Source organism: Nocardiopsis sp. NPDC050513, from assembly GCF_044457925.1.
GTDB lineage: Bacteria > Actinomycetota > Actinomycetes > Streptosporangiales > Streptosporangiaceae > Nocardiopsis.
Genome location: NZ_JBITHK010000002.1, coordinates 203476 through 222478, shown reverse-complemented (window position 1 = coordinate 222478; position 19003 = coordinate 203476). Strand labels below are relative to the sequence as shown.

Below are 19003 nucleotides of genomic sequence, written 5' to 3'. Positions count from 1 at the left end.
GGAGCACCGGCCGTCAGCGGCCGCTGTCCCCTCCCACAGGCGACGCCCCCAACCGCTGACACGGCCCTCGGCGGCCTCGCCGCCGCCCCGGCTCAGTCGGATCGTTCCAGATACGAGGTCGCTATGTCCGCCCGTGTACCCCACGACCGTGTCGCCAGCCGTCATCGGCGGACCTGACCGGCGGACACGAACCCATGACGCTGGTACTCCTCACCAACATCGGTCGGCTGTGGACCGGGAACGAGCTGCTGACCAAGGCGGCGCTGCTGCTCAATGGTGACCGTGTGGCCTGGGTCGGCCCCGCCGCCGACCTGCCGCAACGCATCCCCGGCGTGTTCGACGACCTCACCGACGTGGACGAGGTCGTCAACATCGGCGGCGCCCTCGTCACGCCGGGGCTGGTCGACGCCCACTGCCACCCCGTGTACGCGGGCGACCGGTACGCCGAGGTCAACATGTGGGCCAAGGGCGCGTCCAAGGGGGACATCTTCGCGGCCGGCGGGGGCGTGTCGACCACGGTGACGATCACCCGTGGGACCGACCCCTGGACGCTGTGCAACGCGGTGCGCGAGCGCCTGCGCCACTGGGTACTCACGGGCACCACCACGGTGGAGGCCAAGACCGGATACCACCTGACCCGGGACGGGGAACTCGCCGACGTGCGCCTACTGCGGTCCCTGGAGGAGGAACCGGGGATGCCGCGCCTGCATGTGACGTTCTTCCCCGCGCACGGGGTGCCGCCGGAGTTCTTCGGCCGTCCCAAGGAGTACGTGAGCACGGCCGCCTCGTGGCTGAGCGACGCCGCGATGGCCGGTGCCGACGGGGTGGACGTGTACTGCGACAACCAGCAGTTCACCACCGACGACGCGCACATGCTGCTGAGCGTGGGCCAGTCGGTGGGGCTGCGCACGACCCTGCACGCCTGCTCGCGCCCCCGCCACGGGGCCGTGCGGATGGCCGCCGAGCTGGGGTGTTCCTCGGTGGACCTGCTGCACGAGACCGACGACGAGGACATCCTGGCGCTGGCCGCCACCCGGACGCCGGTGGTGGCCTGCCCCACCACGTCGCTGCACGAGCGGCGGACCCCGCCGGTGCGCACGCTACTGGACCACGGGGTGCCGGTCGGGCTGGGGACGGACCACAACCCGGGTCAGTCCGGGGCCACGTCGATGCCGCTGATCATCTCGTTGGCGATCTCGATGTTCGAGATGACCGTCCAGGAGGCGCTCAACGCGGCCACCAGCGGTGGGGCGCGGGCGCTCGGTCTCGCCGACCGGGGAACGCTCACCCCGGGCAGCGTGGCGGACCTCGTGCAGTGGGACGCCGACCACGAGGGCGCGTTCGCGTGGTCGATGGGCCTGAACGCACTGCGTGTGTGGCATGGAGGGCGGGCGATCAACTAGCCCGCCCGTCGCCTTCGGCGCGGTGCCGCCCTCTCCGTCCCCTCCACCGCCCCCAATCGCCGCCGCATTCGCGCTCCGTCACCCCGTGCCGCCTCCCTCGGACGCCTCGGGCGCGGTACCTCCCCGTACGGACGCCCTCGCTGCTGTCCTCGCGCCCGGTTCCACCGACGCCGTCGGCCCGGACACCCCTCCGGACGGCTCCGGGACGCGGACCCACGACCCCGCGGTCGGCTCCGGGGGATCAGCGTGTGCCGCGGGCACGGGCGATCTCGATCACGGCGCGCTCCAGGGCGTACTCGGGATCGCGTCCGGCGCCCTTGATCAGCGCGTCGGTCTCGGCGACCACGCTCATGGCCCGGGTGATTCCGGCCGGGGACCAACCTCGGGCCTGCTGGCGGAGGGTGCGCATCTTCCACGGCGGCACCTTGGCCCGCTTGGCCAGCTCCGCCTCACTCGTACCCCGCTGCGGCTGGGCGGCCACGGCGATGCCGCGCACCGCGCCCGCGAGGGCGCTGTTGATCAGTACCGGGGCGGTTCCGACCGCCAACGACCAACGCAGCTGCTCCAGGGCCTCCGGCAGGCGGCCCTCGACGGCACGGTCGGCGACCGAGAAACCCGACGCCTCGGCCTTGCCGGAGTGGTAGCGGGCCACGGCGGCGGCGTCCACCCGCCCCTCGGTGTCGGCGATGAGCTGCGTGCACGCGGCGGCGATCTCCCGAAGCTCGGTCCCCACCGCGTCCACCAGCGCCTGCGCCGCGTCCGGGGTGATCTGTCGTCCGGCGGCGGAGAACTCGCCCTTGACGAACGCCACCCGCTCCGGACCCTTGGTCGGCCCCTTGCAGTCGACCCGCTGGGCGCCCGCCTCGACCGCCGCCTGGAGCAGCGCCTTCCCCTTGGCGCCTCCGGCGTGGGTCAGGACCAGGTGGACGTCGTCGGCCGGAGCCTTGAGGTAGTCGGTGACGGTCGCCGCGAGGTCCTTGGTGAGGTCGTGGGAGGAGCGCAGCACCACCACGCGACGGTCGCCGAACAGGGAGGGCGAGGTGGCCTCGACCACGGTGGACGGGCCCACCTGGGCGGGCACGAGGTCGTGGACGTCGACGTCGGGGTCGGTCGCGCGGACCGCCGCGACCGCGGCGGCGACGGCGCGGTCCACGAGGAGTTCCTCGGTGCCGACGATGACGGTGACAGGGGCGGGTGCAGGCATACTCCGAGGATGCCACGCTCCACCGACCGACCGGACTCGATCCGCCGCCACCGCCCCCCTCCGGGCCCCGCGCCACCGGTGGACGGGGCTCGCCGCACGGTCACCGGCCGGGGTCCGGGCCCCGCGCCACGGCCCGGACGGGACCGGTCCCACCACCGTCCAGGACGGCGACGTCCCCGTCGCGATCGGTGCGCATGTTGACCCGGCCCAGCCGCTCCAGCAGCGCCCACGTGTACGGGGACGGGTGCCCGTAGGAGTTGTCCTCGCCCACCGACGTCACCGTGACCACCGGGTCGGTGGCCGCCAGGAAGTCCGGGTCCTGGGTGTTCGCGCCGTGGTGCGGCGCGGTGAGGACGGTCACCGGCAGAAGTTCGGCCTCCGGACCGGCGAGCAGTCTCGTCTGGGCCTCCTCCTCGATGTCACCCGTCAGCAGCACCGACAGGGACGTGCCGTCCGCCCGCACCACGACGGAGCCGTCGTTGACCGACCCGGCGTAGCCCGGCGGCGGCCACAGCACACGCAGGAACCAGGGACCGACCCGGAAGGACTGCCCGCGCCGGCCCTCCCACAGTTCCACCCCCTCCTCCGCGAGCGCGCGGCCCATCGCGGTGTCGCCGAAGCCGTGCGGAGCCAGCGCGGCCCCGACCCGGCGGTGCCGCAGGACGCCGGGTGTCCCGTCCACGTGGTCGGCGTGGTCGTGGCTGAGCACCAGGAAAGGGACCTCCCGTACGCCCAGCCGGGTCAGGCACGCGTCGATCACGGCGGGGTCCTCCCCGGTGTCGGCCACGATCGCCGACCCCGCACCCGCCGACAACACGAACCCGTCCCCCTGTCCCACGTCGCAGGCGACCAGGTCCCACCCCGTCGGCGGCCAGCCGCCGGGGACGCATCGCGCCGCCAGGGACAGGACCAGGACCGCGACGACGACCGCCGCCGCCACGCGCAGAAGCCACCCCCGCGACAGCACCAGGACGAGCAGCACCCCCGCCAGGACGAGCGCGCCCACCACGTCCGGACGCCAGGGCAGTGCTCCGTGCGGCACCCGGGCCCCCGTCTCCGCCACCCACGCGATCCACGCCACCCCCCACCCCGGCGGATGCGCGGCGATCGCCGCGCCGACCGGCCAGAGAACGGACAGGACCGCGACCACGAACCCGGCGACCGTCACCGCGGCCACCACCGGGGCCGCCAGCACGTTGGCGGGAACGGCCACCCACGACACCTCCCCCGAGAGCGGCACCAGCACCGGAGCGACCGCGATCTGTGCCGCCGCGGCGACCGCGACGGCGTCGGCCGCCGGCTGCGGCAACCACCGCGACCACGTCCGGGTCCAGGACGGGACGAACGCCAGGATGCCCGCGGTGGCCAGGACGGACAGCGCGAACCCGTAGGAGGCCGCGAGCCCGGGCGCGACGAACAGGACCCCGAGGACGGTGACGCTGAGCGCTCCCAGAGCGGCGTGCGCGCGACCGGTGGCCAGCGCCAGGAGGGCGAGCGACCCCATGAAGGCGGCCCGGACCACGCTGGGCTCCGGTCGGCACACCAGGACGAACAGCCAGATCATCACCGCGCCGCCCGCCACCGAACACCACGTGGGCGCCCGCAGCCACCGGGCCAGCCCCAGCACGAACCCGGTCAGAACCGCCAGGTTGGCTCCGGACACGGTCAACAGGTGAGCCATGCCGGTCGATCGGAAGTCCTGCGCGGTGTCCTCGCGCAGCAGCGACACGTCCCCGACGACCAGCGCGGGGAGCAGCCCGCGCTCCGGCTGGGGGAGCGCGGAGGCGGCCTCGCGCAGCCCCGACCGCACCCGACCGGCCAGCGCCTGGACCCCGCTCGGCTCCGTCACCTCCTCCGGAGGACCCCGCACCAGGACCAGGGCCGACGTGAGCGGATCGCCCTCGGCGGGGAGGAAGACGCCGCGGGCGCGGAACGTCTGGCCCGGCAGCAGAGCGTGCCACCGCTCACCCGAGGCCAGGACCACCACCTCCGCGCCCGACGCGGTCCGCCGACCGTCGGCACGTACCCAGACCGTCCGGGCGCCCACCACCCACTCCGCGCGCCCGGGCCGGGGAGCTCCCGCCCGGGACCGCGGGTCCGTCCGCACGATCGCCGAGAACTCCGCCTCCGCCTCCCGGTCGGCCGCCCGCGCGGCCGCGCTGCCCGTCGCACGGGCGACGTGGGCGCCGGTGACCGCGGCCACCGTCGCCGAGCAGGCCAGGGTTGCCGCCAGGGTGAGGGCCACCGCCTCCAACGGCGGTCGCGCCCACACGTAGACCCCGACCGCGGCGCCACCCGCGACCGCCGCGCAGGCCCACGAGAGCCGGGGCGGCGCCGCCAGTGCGCCCAACGCCGTCAGCCACGCCATGACGGCTGGCAGGAGGAGCCGCACGTCGGGCGGCCGTCGCAGACCGAGCGCGTCCGTTCCCAGCCATGTCGTCACCGGGCTCACCCCGCCGTCACGTGTGGCCGGAGGGTCTCCAGGGTCCGCTCGCCGATGCCGTTCACCTCGACCAGGTCGTCGACGCTGGCGAAGGGTCCGTTGGCCGCCCGGTGCGCGACGATCTCGGCGGCGATGACCTCGCCGATCCGGGGCAGGGCGGTGAGCGCGGCGGCGTCGGCCCGGTTGATGTCGACCGGCGTCCCCGGCGCGCCTCCCGTGTCGGCCGACTGCGGGACGCCCACGAGCACCTGCTCGCCGTCGACCAGGGGACGGGCGAGGTTGAGGGTGTCCAGATCGGCGTCCGGCAGCGCACCGCCCGCCTCCTCCACGGCGTCGGCCACCCGCGAACCCGGGGGCACGGTGTACAGCCCGGGTTCGGCGACCTCTCCGCCCACGTGGACCACCAGGTCCTCCTGCGGTCGCGCGGGCTCGGGCGCCGTGCCGCCCGGGTCGCCCGCTCCGGCGGACTCCCCCGAACCGCCGCTCGCGGCGGGAGACACGGCGGTGACCGCCTCGGCGGTCACCGGCTCGGGCCGGTCGCGCAGGAGCACCAGGGCGGATCCCACCGCGATCAGGCTCAGGACGAGGAGGGCGAGGACCGCGCGCCGCGACAGGGCGGCGTCGATCCGCCACCGCTGGGTGACCCGTTCCAGCGCCGACGCCGGCGACTCGGGGAGGAACTCCTCGTAGCCCGACGGCGGGCGGTCGATCCGGTCGCCGTGGACGTCGTCCGCGTGGGGGCGCACCCTTCTGGGGTTCGCTGTCTGAGGGGTCGGTGGGGCCGTCGGGCGGTCGTGCCCGGTGCCCGTAGTGTCCGGCGGGCGTCGGCCGTCCGGATCGCCGTGCGCACCGCCCGTGCGGGTGCGCGCCCTCCGGGACGAGGCCGCCTTCGGGCGCGGTGGGTCCGTCGGGCGGTCGTCACCCGGGGCGGCGCCCCTCCCGGCCGCCGCGGACCCGGTGTCCCGCGCCGACTCCGGTGCCTCGGCGGCCGTCGGTCGCGGGGCGCGGGCGCCACGCGTCGCCGCGGGGTCCCGCCGCGGGGACCGTCCGTCCGCCACCGGTTCCCGGGCCTGCGGGGCGACCACGGCGTAGGGCGCGCTCGGGATCGCGGGCGGCGGCCCGGCGGTGCCGGGCGGCGGGTGCGGACCGTCGCCGTGGTCGGCGGTCCCGAGGGAGACCGTACGGAGTCGCTCACGGGGACCGGGGGCGGAGGGGGCACGTCGGATGCGGCGCTGAAGGCTCATGCCCTCCACGGTAGGAAAGCGCCCACGCGGTGTCAGCGGGCGATTCCAGGCTGTGGACAACTCGGGGATCCCCTCCCGAGCGACGACGAAGGGCCCGGTCCGGCGCACTCGCCGGACCGGGCCCCACCCGTCAGGGTTCCAGTCCTAGGCGGACTGAAGCTTGTGCAGGCGCTGGGCGATCGCGCTCTTGCGGTTCGCGGCCTGGTTCTTGTGGATGACGCCCTTGCTGTGCGCCTTGTCCAGCGCACGCGCGGCGGCGCGCTGGGCGACGACGGCCTGCTCGACGTTGCCGGCCTCGGCGGCCTCACGGAACCTGCGGATGGCCGTCTTCAGCGAAGAGCGCACCGCCTGGTTGCGGACACGAGCCTTCTCGTTCTGCCGAATGCGCTTCTTCTGCGACTTGATGTTCGCCATGCGAAAACGTGCTCCAGTTGATCTGATCATCGCGTCGGGTGAACCGGCGGCTCAGCTCGCGGGCAGCCGTACCGCGAGCGGCCGGCGCGGGCGCCGACACAGGGTGTGTGAGTCCTCAGGGCTCGAATGCGAACACGGAGGTCCGAGACACGGACTTCCAGTATGCCGCACGCGCGCACCACTTCGTGCACGGGCTGACCGGAGACCGCGGCTAGGTGAGCAGCCAGCCCGCGGTGTAGGCCGCCAGGTCCTCCGGGTCGGCCTCGTCCGCCACGTACAGGCCCACACCCAGCGTCATCCCCTCCGGCGGCTCCACGCGCGTCATTCCCAGACGCACGCCGGCGAGCGCGGTCGCCACCGACTCGGTGTCCTCGGCCGGCCCCCACTCCCCACTGGTGTGCGCCGGCAGGCCGAACCTCAGCGTCACCCCGTCCCGGCCGCTGAGCGCCGTCACCCCCTCGGTCACCTGCCGCACCATGAACCCCCCGTACAGGGCCTCCGCGGGCATGCCCGCGCCCACGCCCGGGAGGACGACCTCGTCCGCGTACTCGGTCACGCGGTCCAGGTACCCCGCGGACCAGTACTTCTCCTCGCCGCCCGCCACGAACGCCGGCACCCGGCCGCCGGGCGCCAACTCGACGTGCTGGGCCTGCACCGAGAACACGGCGTCCTCACCCAGCTCCTCGCGCACCATGCCCATCAGCTCCGGCACCGAGGGGTCGTTCACGGTGACCGGCCGGACCTCCAGGTGCAGCCCCGCGAAACCGTCGGCGGCGACCTCGGCGGCTGCGCCCGCCAGCGCCGCCCGGGCCTCCTCGTCGAACCGGTCCCGGATCAGCGAGGACCCCTCGGTCACGTGCCTCAGCCACGCCAGCGCCCGCACGTCCGGGTACCGCGACTCCAACCACGAGAGCAGCTCCCCGGTGCCGGGAACCCGTTCGACGGCGCCGTCGGCGCCGATCTCGCCCGCGTAGACGTACACCGTGTTCACCGCGCCGGTCGACAGAACGGCGTCGAGCGCCGCCGTGTCCTCCCACGAGCCCACCCAGGCCGCGTCGGCGCCCTGCGACGCCGCCCACGGCGCCGGCTCACCCGTGAACTGGTACCCCAGGAGCGCCGCGGCCCCCACCAGCACCACGACGATCGCCGCCAGCCCGGCCAGCACGCGTGTCAGAAACCACCTCAACGGTCCGTTCCTCCCCGGCTCTCGAACCCGCGCGCCCGGCACGCCTCCCGACGGCCCGTTCCCAGCTCCAGGTCGCATAATCTGGACACCGGTCCCGAATCCGCGCCCCATACTGCCCTACGGGTCGCGGGCGTCTCCGGAGAGGACGACCCCGTCCCCGTGGGATGATGGACGACGCCGTCGGCCCGAGCCGCGGCGGGGCGGAGCCCAGGGCCCGCCCGGGACCCGGACCCAACCTGTGAACGGAGCACGGTGGCACAGCCGAACTGGACCGATCCCGCGCTGATCCGCAACTTCTGCATCATCGCGCACATCGACCATGGCAAGTCGACGCTGGCCGACCGGATGCTCCAGATCACCGGCGTCGTCGAGGACCGCCAGATGCGCGCCCAGTACCTGGACCGCATGGACATCGAGCGCGAGCGCGGCATCACCATCAAGTCGCAGGCGGTGCGCATCCCGTTCACCGCGCTCGACGACAGGACGTACACGCTCGACCTCATCGACACCCCCGGCCACGTCGACTTCACCTACGAGGTGTCCCGCTCCCTGGCCGCGTGCGAGGGCGCCGTCCTGCTGGTGGACGCCGCCCAGGGCATCGAGGCGCAGACCCTCGCCAACCTGTACATGGCGCTGGAGAACGACCTCACCATCATCCCGGTGCTCAACAAGATCGACCTTCCCGCCGCCCAGCCGGAGAAGTACGCCGAGGAGCTCGCCGGGATCATCGGCTGTGAGCCCTCCGACGTGCTCAAGGTCAGCGCCAAGACCGGTGAGGGCGTCGAGGAGCTGCTCAACGAGATCGTCAACCAGGTGCCGCCGCCCGTCGGCGAGGCCGACGCGCCCGCCCGCGCGATGATCTTCGACTCCGTCTACGACACCTACCGCGGTGTCGTCACCTACGTCCGCGTGATCGACGGCAGGCTCAGCCCGCGCGAGCGCATCCAGATGATGTCGACCCGGGCCTCGCACGAGATCCTGGAGATCGGCGTCAGCTCGCCCGAGCCCAGGAAGTGCGACGGCCTGGGCGTGGGCGAGGTCGGCTACGTCATCACCGGCGTCAAGGACGTGCGCCAGTCCAAGGTCGGCGACACCATCACCTCCCTGAACGCACCCGCGACCGACATGCTCGCCGGGTACCAGGAGCCCAAGCCGATGGTGTTCTCGGGCCTGTATCCGATCGACGGCACCGACTACCCGGTGCTGCGCGACGCGCTGGAGAAACTCCAGCTCAACGACGCCTCGCTGGTGTTCGAGCCGGAGACCTCCGCGGCGCTCGGCTTCGGTTTCCGCTGCGGCTTCCTCGGTCTGCTGCACCTGGAGATCACCCGTGCCCGTCTGGAGCGCGAGTTCAACCTCGACCTCATCTCCACCGCGCCCAACGTGATCTACCGCGTGGAGATGGAGGACGGCACCGAGCACGTGGTGACCAACCCCAGCGAGTTCCCCGACGGCAAGATCGCCAGGATCTTCGAGCCCGTCGTCAAGGGGACCGTGCTCAGCCCCTCCGACTACATCGGCCAGATCATGGAGCTGTGCCAGGAGCGGCGCGGCACCATGCACGGTATGGACTACCTGTCCGAGGACCGTGTGGAGATGCGCTACACCCTCCCCATGGCCGAGATCGTCTTCGACTTCTTCGACCACCTGAAGTCGCGCACCAAGGGCTACGCCTCGCTCGACTACGAGCCCACCGGCGAGCAGGAGGCGGACCTGGTCAAGGTGGACATCCTGCTCCAGGGCGAGGCCGTGGACGCCTTCTCGGCGATCGTGCACAAGGAGAAGGCCTACACGTACGGCGTCGAGATGACCAAGAAGCTGCGCGAGCTCATCCCCCGGCAGCAGTTCGAGGTCCCCGTGCAGGCGGCCATCGGCGCCCGGGTCATCGCCCGGGAGAACATCCGCGCCATCCGCAAGGACGTGCTCGCCAAGTGCTACGGCGGTGACATCAGCCGTAAGCGCAAGCTGCTGGAGAGGCAGAAGGAGGGCAAGAAGCGCATGAAGATGGTCGGCCGCGTGGAGGTCCCCCAGGAGGCGTTCATCTCCGCGCTGTCCACCGACAGCGGCGGCGAGGACAAGAAGAAGAAGTAGGCTCCCCGGCCCCGCGCTCCCGGACCGGGAGCGCGGGGCCGGTCCGGTCAGCCCTTGACCGCGCCGGAGGTCAGGCCTTCGGTGATGAACCGCTGGAGGAACCAGAACACCGCCAACGTCGGCAGGGACAGCATCACCGCGCCCACCGCGAACATCCCGAAGTTGGCGTTGCGCTGCGAGGCGACCAGTTGGTACAGCCCCAGCCCGAGCGTCTTGGCGTCGGTGTCGCGCAGGAACACGCTCGCCAGCAGGAACTCGTTGATGGTGGAGATGAACACCAGCAGCGCCACGATCGCCAGGACCGGCGTGACCAGGGGCAGCATGATCCGGAAGAACACCTGCGCGTGGGTGGCCCCGTCGATCTGCGCGGACTCGTCCAACTCCTTGGGAACGGTGTCGAAGAAGCCCTTCATCAGCCACGTGTTGATGCTCAGCGCGCCGCCGAGGTAGACCAGCAGCAGCCCCCAGCGGGTGTCGAACCCGATCGCCGGGTAGTACTCGCCGATGCCGGAGAACATCAGGTAGAGCGCCACGATCGCCAGGAACTGCGGGAACATCTGGATCACCAGGAGCCCGACCAGCCCGACCCGGCGCCCCCGGAACCGCATCCGGCTGAACGCGTACGCCGCCAGCGCCGACAGCAGCACCGTGACCGCCGCGTTGGTGAGCGCGAAGAACAGCGAGTTGGCGTACCAGGTGGTGAACGGTGTGTTCTGGAACAGGTCGCGCGCGTTGGCCAGGCTCGCGCCCGTCGGCCACAGCTCCGCGCTGCTCAGCGTGCCCAGCGGGTTGAGCGCGGCCGAGAGCACGAACAGCACGGGGAAGAGGGCGAAGGCCGCGACCAGCCACATGACCGCGTGCCGCCAGCCCAGGCGGGCCGCCCACAGTCCGAACCGGGTCGCCGCGGTGCGTTCGTGGCGGAGCCGTGCGGCCCCGGCGGTCCGCGCCGTCATCAGTCCACCTCCTTGAGTGCCCTGCTCCGCCACAGGCTCACCACGGAGATCACCGAGACGATGACGAAGATCATCACCGACAGCGCGGCGGCGTACCCGTACTGGGCGGTGGCCTCGTTGAAGGCGAGCCGGTACGTGTAGGTGATGAGCAGGTCCGTCGCCCCGGCCGTGGAGTTGTCCGAGAAGAGCGGGCCGCCGCGGGTGAGCAGCCACACGGCGTTGAAGTTGTTGAAGTTGAAGGCGAACACGGCGACCAGGATCGGCGTCATCGCCACCATGAGCAGGGGCAGCGTCACGTGCCGGAAGGCCTGCCAGGCGTTGGCGCCGTCGATCCGCGCGGCCTGCTCCAGTTCGCGCGGGATGGCCTGGAGCGCCCCCGTGCTCACGAGGAACATGTACGGGTACCCGAGCCACACGTTGGCGAGGATGACCGCCGCCCGGGCGCTCCACGCGTTGCCGAACCAGTCCACCTGGAGTCCGAGCATCCGGTTGAACAGGCCGAAGTCGGTGTTGAACATGTCCCGCCACAGCAGGTACATGGCCAGCGAGCTCATGGCGTAGGGCAGGACCACCAGGATCCGGTACACGACCTTGCCGCGCATGCGCGGGACGTGCAGCGTCAGCGCCACGGCCAGTCCCACCACGAACACCAGGCCGGTCACGGCGACGGCGAAGGCGATGTTCCACACCAGGATGCCGAAGAACGACGAGGCGAAGGCCGGGTCGAGCAGGAACCGGGCGAAGTTGTCGAGGCCGACGTTCACCTGCCAGCCCTGCGGCAGGCGGTCGCCGTCCTCGGAGACGAACGCGCCGCGCTCGTCGTCGGCGACGTAGACGGTTCCGGTCTCACTGTCCGTGACGCAGTCACACCCGGCGTCGTAGGAGCGGACCGCCGTCCCCTCGTAGGCGGTGGACAGGCCGCTGGAGCGGATGCCCGTGCCGCTCCCCGTCGGGACGGCGAACTCCTCCAGCTCGGCGCTGCGGGCGTTGACCTGCGCGGGGGAGAGGATCGTGTACCCGAAGGCCTCGGTGACCTTGCCCGAGGGGTCGACGGTGGCGCCGCCGAGGCCGTCGAGCCCGTCGGCGTCGCCGACGAAGGCCTCGCCCTCTCCGTCGGTGAGGAGGAAGACCAGCTCGCCCGTGTCCGGGTCACCGGTGGTGGCGACGGTGAGCACGTACTCCTCGGAGTCGGGCGCCCGTGTCACGGACAGGGATTCGACGGCGTTGATCGCCTGCTGCTTGTCCCCGCGGTGGCCGTCGCTCATGTTGGTGACCGACGTGCTCATCGTGTACAGGACCGGCAGGATCTGGAAGGCCAGCAGGAACAGGACGCCGGGCACCAGGTACTTGGCCGGGACGGTGCGCCGGGACAGGTAGACGTAGTAGACCAGCGCCACCACGGCGACGACCAGCGCGAGGCCGAGCCAGTTGCCCGCGAGGTAGAGGGGCAGCAGGGCCCAGACGCCGAGCGCCGTGAACAGGCCCAGCAGGCCGATCTTGGCGATCCGCCCTGCCAGCGACCCGTCGCGGGCCCAGCGCCCGCCCGGCAGCGGTGGACGGGAGGGCGCCCCGTTCGCGGGGGCGCCCGCCGTGTCGGATTCGGGAACCGGCACGCCTACTCGCCGATCTGCTCGGAGATGGTCCGCGCCGCGGCCTCCATGGCCTCGCGGACGTCGCCGCCGCCGATGATCTCGGCCTGGGCGACGCCGAGCGGCTGCCAGGTCTCGCCCATCTCCGGGATGGACGGCATCGGCATGCCCTCGGCGCCCGCCTCGGCGATCGCGGCGACGTTGGGGTCGTCGGCCGAGACGCTCTCCAGGGCGTCGGCCTGGACGGGGACGCGCGGGTCGGCGTCGTACAGGCCCAGGATGAACTCGGTGTCGGTGACGAGGTTGGTCACGAACTCCTCGGCGAGCGCGGAGTTGGCGCTGCCCTCGGTCACGAAGAAGGACTGGTAGCCGATGTAGGGGCGGGCCGGGCCGGCGTCCTCGAACCCGGGGACGGGGCTGATCGCGTAGTCGATTCCCGACTCGTCGGCGTCGGCGAGGTTCCAGGGGCCAGCGACGAAGAAGGCGGTCTCCTCGTCGAAGAACAGCGCGGCGTCGTTCTGGGTGGTGATGGAGCGGCGGAGCACGCCCGAGCCGTCCTCGCCGTACTCGGCGATCCGCTCCATCGCCTCGATCGACGCGTCGGTGCCCACGCCGAGGTCCGCGGGGTCCCAGGTGCCGGTGTCGTCCTGGCCGAACAGGTATCCCCCGGCCGAGGTGAACAGGGTGTTCATCCGGTAGGGGTCGCCCTCCTGGCCGACCGCCATGGACAGTACCTCGCCGACCTCGCCGTCCTCCTGGAGCCGGGTCCCGGCCTCGACCATCTCCTCGAAGGTCGCCGGGGCCTCGGGGGCGAGCGCGGTGTTGCGCAGGAGGAAGAGGTTCTCCTGCGCGTAGGGGACGCCGAAGAGCTGGCCGTCGAAGGTCATGGCGTCCAGCGCGGTCCCGTCGAGCATCGCCGCCCGGTCCTCGGGCAGCTCGACCGGCTGGACGGCTCCGTTGCGCACCAGGTTCCCGGTCCAGTCGTGGGCGCCGATGAAGACGTCCGGGGCGTTGCCCGCCTGGTGGGCGTTGAGCACGTCTCCCTGCATGTCCTCGAAGGCCACGCTGTCCACGCTGACATTGATGCCGTTGGCCTCGGAGAACTGCTCAGCGGCGGCCTGGACGGCGTCGGCGCGCTCGGGGTCGGTCCAGACGACGAGCTCGCCGCCCCCGGACGCCTCGCCTCCGTCGCCCTCGTCGCCGCCGCAGGCGGTCGCCATCAGGGCGATCGCGGCGATACCGGCGAACGCTGGTGCGCTGCGGAATCTCATGGTGTCTTCCCTCCGGGAGGCGGTACTGATGGGGGTGCGCACGCGAGGGGCCGGTGGTCGGGACCGTCGCGGACCTGCGCTGTGGTGTGACATTAGCAATACCTTGCAAGTTTTGAAAGGTTTTGCAGACGTCGGGGATAAAGATGCGGAAACGTCCAGGAAACGGTCCGGTGATGGCGCACCGAGGGTGGTGGACACTTCTCTCTGCGTTGTCATCGCAGGTCGTGACGGTGCGGCGTGCGGTCACGCGTGCGGCCGTGCCCGACGTCGGGTGCGCGTGGAGGCGGTCCGGGCGGGCGTGCCGCGTGGGTGGTGGAGGGTGGCGAAGAGGGGGGTGCCGCGCCGGAGGCGTCGGTCGACGGCGGTGGGGGGTGACGGGTGGGACCACCCGTCACCCTCGGCGCCCGTGGACGAGCACGGGCGACGGACGCGTGAAACGGAGCCCTCACGCGGGCACGGTTCAGTTCCGCAGCCACACCGCCGTGTCACCGGGCAGGGTCAGGCGCCCCTCCGAGGGCGCCTCCACCGGCCCGCTGGCGACGAGCACCTCGCCCGCCGCGGCGACCTCGACCGGCGCGTCGCCGAGGTTGACGGCGCAGCGCACGCCCGGCTCGCGCTCGAAGCACAGCACACCCTCAGGGGCGTCCACCCAGGTCATGGTCCCGTCGCCGAGTGCCTCCAGCTCGCGCCGCAGCCGCAGCGCACGCCGGTACAGCTCCAGCGTCGACCCCTCGGCCCCGCGCTGGGCGGAACGCGCCAGCGCGCCCCACCCCTCCGGCATCGGCAGCCAGGGCACACTGCCCTCGGGGCCGAAGCCGCACGGGGCGGGCCCCTCCTCCCAGGGCAGCGGCACCCGGCAGCCGTCGCGCCCGCGCTCGGTGCGCCCCGACCGCTCCCACGTCGGGTCCTGGAGCGCCTCCTCGGGCAGGTCGGTGACCTCGGGCAGGCCCAGCTCCTCGCCCTGGTACAGGTAGACCGACCCGGGCAGCGCCAGCATGAGCAGCGTCGCCGCGCGCGCCCGGCGCAGCCCCTGCTCACCTCCTCCGAACCGCGTCACGTGGCGCGTCACGTCGTGGTTGGACAGCACCCACGTGGTCGTTGCGCCCACCGCCGCGTTGGCGGTCAGAGAACGTTCGACGACCTGGCGCAGGCGCCCGGCGTCCCAGGGCGCGGTCAGGTACTCGAAGTTGAACGCCTGGTGCAGCTCGTCAGGCCGCAGGTAGCGCGCCACCCGGTCGGCGTCCTCCACCCACGCCTCGGCCACCAGGGCGCGGTCGCCCGGGTACTCGGCCGCGATGGCGGCCCAGCGCCGGTAGATCTCGTGCACGCCGTCCTGGTCGAAGTAGGGCAGGGTCGTGCTGCCGTCGAGGAGGTCGGCCTTGGCGTCGTCGGCGATGTCGGGCAGGGCCGGGTCCTTGACCATGCCGTGCGCGACGTCGATCCGGAACCCGTCCACGCCGCGGTCCAGCCAGAACCGGAGCACGTCGTCGAACTCCTCGTGGACCTCCGGGTTGGTCCAGTCGAAGTCGGGCTGCTCGGCGTCGAACAGGTGCAGGTACCACTGCTCGGGCGTGCCGTCGGGCCGCTTGAGGCGGGTCCACGCGGGGCCGCCGAAGATCGACCTCCAGTTGTTGGGCGGCTGCTCGCCGTCCGGCCCCCTGCCGTCGCGGAACAGGTAGCGGGCGCGCTCGGGTGCGCCGGGCTCGGCGGCCACGGCCTCGCGGAACCAGCGGTGCGCCGACGAGGAGTGGTTGGGCACGACGTCGATGATCACGCGCACGCCGGCGTCGTGGGCGGCGGAGAGAAGGGCGTCGAAGTCCTCCAGGGTGCCGAACCTGGGGTCGACGTCGCGGTAGTCGGCGACGTCGTACCCGCCGTCGGCGAGCGGGGACACGTAGAAGGGCGTCAGCCAGAGGGCGTCGACGCCGAGCTCGACGAGGTGGGGGAGGCGTTCGCGGATCCCGGCCAGGTCGCCTTCCCCGTCGCCGTTGGAATCGGCGAAGCTGCGCACGTAGATCTGGTAGATGGCGGCGTCGCGCCACCAGTGTGCCTGGAGCAAAACGGGGGTCCTTCCCTGTGGGCCTCTGCAACTTCTTGCGCAAGATTACCGCCTACTTGCGGCCATGTGACGGTGATCTCGACTAGAGTTGTCCGCATGGGTCCACGACTTGCCGACATCGCGCGGCACGCAGGTGTCAGCGAAGCGACCGTCTCGCGGGTGCTCAACGACAAACCCGGTGTCGGAAGCGACACGCGCAAGGCCGTCCTGACCGCACTGGACGTCCTCGGCTACGAGCGGCCCGCCCGGTTGCGCCAGCGCTCGGCCGGACTCGTGGGGATGGTCATCCCCGAACTGGAGAACCCTGTCTTCCCGATGTTCGCCCAGGCGGCGGAGGGCGCCCTCGCCCAGCGCGGCTACACCCCCGTCCTGTGCACCCAGACCCCCGGCGGGATAACGGAGGACGAGTACGTCGAACTGCTGCTGGAGCGCAACGTCTCCGGCATCCTCTTCGTCTCCGGGCGCCACGCCGACACCTCCGCCTCCCACGAGCGCTACCAGGCCCTCGTGTCGCGCCGTCTGCCCATCGTGCTCGTCAACGGGTTCGCCGACGCCATCCCCGCCGCCTTCATCTCCTGCGACGACAGGGAGGCCGGGCGCCTGGCCGTCAACCACCTGGTCGCCCTGGGCCACACGCGGATCGGCTTCACCAGCGGTCCCGAGCGCTACGTCCCCGTCCGCCGCAAGCTCGACGGCTACCACCAGACGCTGGCCCAGCACGGCCTGGACGGCGGGGAACTCGTCGAGCTGTCCCTGTTCGGGGTCGAGGGCGGCCACGCCGCCGCCACCCGCCTCATCGAGCGCGGCGTCACGGCCATGGTCTGCGGCTCGGACATGATGGCCCTGGGCGCCATCCGCGCCGCCCGCCAACGCGGACTGCGCGTCCCCGAGGACTTCTCGGTGGTCGGCTTCGACGACTCCCAGCTCATCGCGTTCACCGACCCGCCGCTGACCACGGTCCGCCAGCCGGTCAACGCGATGGCGCTCGCGGCCGTCCGCGCCCTGTGCGACGAGATCGCCGGACACCACGTCTCCCACACCGAGTACCTGTTCGACCCCGAGCTGATCGTGCGCGGTTCCACCGCCGTCGCCCCGCCCCGCGTCGCCGCACCCGTCCAGCCGCGGTTCGCCGAGTCCGCGGACGCCACGGCCGGCGGCGCCGTGGAGTCCGCCCGCGCGTAGGAGGAGACCGGCGGGGCCGCCCCCTCCGCCTCGCCGGCCCGGGCACGTCGCCGGGTCGGCGACACTGGAGACATGCCTTCCGTTGCCCTCGACGGCGAACCCGTCCCGCGGGGCGGGGACCTTCCCGCGTCCTCCCTCGCCGAACTCGGCGACCGCCCGCTCGGGTTCTACGTCCACGTGCCGTTCTGCGTCACGCGGTGCGGCTACTGCGACTTCAACACCTACACCGCGGACGAGCTGGTCTCGCGCGACGGCACGGCCACCGCCTCCCGGGAGACCTACGCCGACCAGGCGATCGCCGAGGTCGAGCTGGCCGACCGGGTCCTGCGCGGTGACCGTCCCCAGGTGGGCACGGTGTTCGTCGGCGGAGGGACGCCCACGCTCCTGCCCGCCGAGGACCTGGGCAGGATCGTCGGCGCGATCCGGGACCGCTTCGGACTGGCCCCCGACGCCGAGCTGACCACGGAGGCCAACCCGGAGACCGTGGACCCCGCCTACCTGGCGCGGCTGCGCGAGGCCGGGTTCACCCGCGTCTCCTTCGGCATGCAGAGCGCCCGCCCGCACGTGCTGCGCGTCCTGGAGCGCGGGCACACGCCGGGACGGCCCGAGCGGTGCGTGGCGTGGGCCCGCGCGGCCGGGTTCGAGCACGTCAACCTGGACCTGATCTACGGCACCCCAGGCGAGAGCGACGACGACTGGGCCGCCTCCCTGGACGCCGCGCTGTCCGCCGACCCCGACCACGTCTCCGCCTACTCGCTCATCGTGGAGGAGGGCACCCGCCTGGCCGCGCGGGTCCGCCGGGGGGAGCTCACCGCGCCCGACGACGACACCATGGCCGACCGCTACCTCATGGCCGACGAGGCCCTCGCCAAGGCCGGGTTCGCCCCCTACGAGGTGTCCAACTGGGCGCGCACCCCGGAGGGCCGCAGCAGGCACAACCTCCTCTACTGGACCGGTGGCCACTGGTGGGGCGTCGGTCCGGGGGCGCACAGCCACGTCGGCGGCACCCGGTGGTGGAACGTCAAGCACCCCGCCGCCTACGCGGCGCGGCTGGCGCAGGGGTCGAGCCCGGGGCAGGCACGCGAGGTGCTCACCGCGGAGGAGCGCCGGTTCGAGCGCGTCCTGCTGGAGCTGCGGGTGGAACGGGGGTGCCCGCTCGACCTGTTGGAGCCGCGGGGCAGGGAGGCGGCGCGGCGCGCCGTGGCCGGGGGTCTGCTCGACCCCGGGGCCCACGACGCGGGCCGCGCCGTCCTGACCCGCAGGGGACGCCTGCTCGCCGACGCCGTGGTCCGCGACCTGACGTGATCCGTGTCCCTCCGGGACGCGGCCCCGCGCGGGACCGGGGCTACTTCACCCAGCTGACGTTGAACGGGTAGCGGTACCACTCGCCCCGGTTGGCGGCCAGGCCGCCGAGGATGCCGAAGACCAGGCAGACCACGGCCACGACGATCCACGTCAGCACTCCGATGATCACCAGCGTCAACACCCACGACACGACGATCCCGATCGTGATCAGCAACTGGAAGTTGAGCGCGTGCGCCGCCTGGTCGCGGACGAACGGAGACTCGTCCTTCTTGACCAGGTACACGATCAGCGGGACGAGCCAGCCGAACCCGGAGAAGAAGAATCCGGCCAGGCCGCCGCCCAGGTGGGCGATCAGACCCATCTGCCGTTCCGCCTGGTTGGGCTGGCCGGTGGTGGCCGACGAGGGCTCGGCGCCGCCGGGCGCGGGCCCGCCCGGCTGGTAGCCGCCGTAGCCGCCCGTCCGGTACCCGCCCGGAGCCTGGCCGCCGGGCGGCGGACCGTATCCGGGGCCCTCGCCGGGCGGAGGCCCGTACCCGGGCTGGCCGCCGCCTTCGGGCCCGCTGGCCGGCGGCTGGCCGCCCGTGCCCTCCTGGCCCTGTTGCCGCCGCTCCCGGTCGTCGGGTTCCTCGGGAGGTGGTGTGTTCGGGTGCGACATGGCG

General features: G+C 72.7%; 14 protein-coding genes. 4 read left to right on the top strand and 10 right to left on the bottom strand.

From position 1 onward, the window contains the following. The first annotated feature begins 194 nt into the window (after positions 1-194). Positions 195-1403, top strand: coding sequence for an amidohydrolase family protein (locus ACIBFB_RS03685; RefSeq protein ID WP_397225807.1), 1209 nt, complete (start codon positions 195-197; stop codon positions 1401-1403). Between the two features lie 241 nt (positions 1404-1644). Here ACIBFB_RS03685 and holA read toward each other — a convergent pair whose 3' ends face one another. From holA to ACIBFB_RS03660, 5 genes are all read right to left on the bottom strand, one after another. Next, positions 1645-2607, bottom strand: coding sequence for a DNA polymerase III subunit delta (gene holA / locus ACIBFB_RS03680; protein ID WP_397225805.1), 963 nt, complete (start codon positions 2605-2607; stop codon positions 1645-1647). A gap of 100 nt (positions 2608-2707) precedes the next feature. After that, positions 2708-5050, bottom strand: a complete 2343-nt coding sequence (locus ACIBFB_RS03675; protein WP_397225803.1) for a ComEC/Rec2 family competence protein — start codon at positions 5048-5050, stop codon at positions 2708-2710. A gap of 5 nt (positions 5051-5055) precedes the next feature. Continuing rightward, positions 5056-5796 carry a helix-hairpin-helix domain-containing protein gene (locus ACIBFB_RS03670; protein ID WP_397225801.1) on the bottom strand — a complete coding sequence of 247 codons (741 nt, stop codon included), beginning with the start codon at positions 5794-5796 and terminating at the stop codon, positions 5056-5058. A 642-nt stretch (positions 5797-6438) separates the two neighbouring features. Further along, entirely contained in the window at positions 6439-6708 is a 270-nt protein-coding gene (gene rpsT / locus ACIBFB_RS03665) for a 30S ribosomal protein S20 (protein WP_397225799.1), read from the bottom strand. A 211-nt stretch (positions 6709-6919) separates the two neighbouring features. Continuing rightward, positions 6920-7894, bottom strand: a complete 975-nt coding sequence (locus tag ACIBFB_RS03660) for a hypothetical protein (protein ID WP_397225797.1) — start codon at positions 7892-7894, stop codon at positions 6920-6922. 252 nt (positions 7895-8146) lie between these two features. Between ACIBFB_RS03660 and lepA the strand changes: the two genes are divergently transcribed. Further along, positions 8147-9985 carry a translation elongation factor 4 gene (gene lepA / locus ACIBFB_RS03655; RefSeq protein WP_397225795.1) on the top strand — a complete coding sequence of 613 codons (1839 nt, stop codon included), beginning with the start codon at positions 8147-8149 and terminating at the stop codon, positions 9983-9985. Between the two features lie 47 nt (positions 9986-10032). Here the strand turns inward: lepA and ACIBFB_RS03650 are convergent, their stop codons facing one another. The 4 genes from ACIBFB_RS03650 to ACIBFB_RS03635 all read right to left on the bottom strand — a co-directional run bounded on the left by ACIBFB_RS03650 (position 10033) and on the right by ACIBFB_RS03635 (position 15857). After that, on the bottom strand, positions 10033-10938 hold the full coding sequence (locus ACIBFB_RS03650) for a sugar ABC transporter permease (RefSeq protein WP_397225793.1): 906 nt from the start codon (positions 10936-10938) through the stop codon (positions 10033-10035). Then, positions 10938-12551, bottom strand: a complete 1614-nt coding sequence (locus ACIBFB_RS03645; RefSeq protein ID WP_397225791.1) for an ABC transporter permease subunit — start codon at positions 12549-12551, stop codon at positions 10938-10940. Before ACIBFB_RS03645 ends, ACIBFB_RS03650 begins: the two co-directional genes overlap by 1 nt. A 2-nt stretch (positions 12552-12553) precedes the next feature. Then, entirely contained in the window at positions 12554-13798 is a 1245-nt protein-coding gene (locus ACIBFB_RS03640; RefSeq protein ID WP_397225789.1) for an extracellular solute-binding protein, read from the bottom strand. Positions 13799-14258: 460 nt separating this feature from the next. After that, positions 14259-15857 carry an alpha-amylase family glycosyl hydrolase gene (locus tag ACIBFB_RS03635; RefSeq protein ID WP_397225787.1) on the bottom strand — a complete coding sequence of 533 codons (1599 nt, stop codon included), beginning with the start codon at positions 15855-15857 and terminating at the stop codon, positions 14259-14261. Between the two features lie 96 nt (positions 15858-15953). On the opposite strand from ACIBFB_RS03635, the gene ACIBFB_RS03630 reads away from it, so the two are divergent. After that, positions 15954-17039, top strand: a complete 1086-nt coding sequence (locus ACIBFB_RS03630) for a LacI family DNA-binding transcriptional regulator (RefSeq protein ID WP_397225785.1) — start codon at positions 15954-15956, stop codon at positions 17037-17039. 72 nt (positions 17040-17111) lie between these two features. Further along, on the top strand, positions 17112-18344 hold the full coding sequence (hemW, locus tag ACIBFB_RS03625; RefSeq protein WP_397225783.1) for a radical SAM family heme chaperone HemW: 1233 nt from the start codon (positions 17112-17114) through the stop codon (positions 18342-18344). A gap of 40 nt (positions 18345-18384) precedes the next feature. Here the strand turns inward: hemW and ACIBFB_RS03620 are convergent, their stop codons facing one another. After that, positions 18385-18999: a DUF4870 domain-containing protein gene (locus ACIBFB_RS03620; RefSeq protein ID WP_397225781.1), complete on the bottom strand. Its 615-nt coding sequence runs from the start codon at positions 18997-18999 to the stop codon at positions 18385-18387. Positions 19000-19003: the final 4 nt, after the last annotated feature.